Genomic DNA, 1,122 nt, shown 5'->3' on the forward strand with positions numbered 1-1,122 from the left:
AGGACATGGTCGTCCAGATGGACATAGAGTGCGGTCAGAAGGGCGTCCAGGTTTGTCTTCACACACTGATCATGGGCGCCCTTCGTCATGCCCGCAGCGGTTCAGCAAACCCCCATCAACGATCTAGGTGTACTGCCCTGAAAGGTTGGTGACGCGGCTGGCGGGTGGTTGTCCTGCCAGTGCGGTGTGTCCGCGGTGGTGGTTGTAGAGGTGCAGCCAGGGGGTGAGTGCGGCGCGTCGTTCGGTTTCGCTGGTGTAGGGGCGGGCGTAGGCCCATTCGTCCAGGAGGGTGCGGTGGTAGCGCTCGACTTTGCCGTTGGTCTGGGGTCGGTAGGGGCGGGTGCGCTTGTGTGCGATGCCGTCGGCGGTGAGTTGGTCGCGCCAGGGGTGTGAGCGGTAGCAGGCGCCGTTGTCGGTCAGGACCCGGCGGACGGTGATTCCGGTGTCGGTGCACGGTGGAGGCGTGCAGGCCCAGCCGGGCCGAGATGCGGGCCGGTCCCAGCCGGGCGGTGAAGCGGAGGTTGGCGATCCGCCGCTCGATCCGCTTGGACAGGCGGGCCGGGCTGTGGTGCGGGCGGCTGGAGCGGTCGGCCAAAGCGACCGGCAGCAACGGCTCCATCCGGGCCCAGGCCGCATCGGTCAACTCATGTCGCCGCACCATGGCCACCATCAAGCCACAAACCAAAGATCCAGATCCGCAAAACAGGCCCTAGCAGCGCGCGGCCCGGTTCCCGGCTCTTGCCCGTGATTGTGGCGATGGTCACGATCGGCTTGGACCTGCGTGTTTCGGTGTGTTCGGGACGGTGGTCGGTGTCTGGTCTACCTTCCGCACCGCTGAGGCATCCCGCCCTCGGCTCGTCTCCTTGGGAGGTTCCTCCTCCCCCCGCGCCGAAGGCGCGTCATGGACACCGGCCCCCGCGCTCGCGGAACCCGTGTGACTGGGGGGACTGAAAAGGGGTTCTTACGAACCCCCTTCTTAGAGGCAGAATCAGTGGGCGAGGCGTCGCCGGCAGATGATGGCTGCGGAGAGGGTCATGAACGCTTCGTGGATGTCGTCGCGGATTTCCCAGCGGATGCGTAGGCGGCGGAACCAGTGCAGCAGGGCGATGGTGCGCTCGACGA

At 66.5% G+C, this 1,122-nt stretch carries 2 pseudogenes; both read right to left on the reverse strand.

Annotation, left to right across the window (positions count from 1 at the left end):
- Nucleotides 1-123: 123 nt before the first annotated feature.
- Nucleotides 124-595: pseudogene (locus AB0C84_RS46300) on the reverse strand (integrase core domain-containing protein); the annotation flags it as partial.
- A 393-nt stretch (nt 596-988) separates the two neighbouring features.
- Nucleotides 989-1,122 (reverse strand): annotated as a pseudogene (locus AB0C84_RS46305) (IS5/IS1182 family transposase); the annotation flags it as partial.

The organism is Actinomadura sp. NPDC048955 (assembly GCF_040649435.1).
Classification (GTDB): Bacteria; Actinomycetota; Actinomycetes; order Streptosporangiales; family Streptosporangiaceae; genus Spirillospora; species Spirillospora luteofluorescens.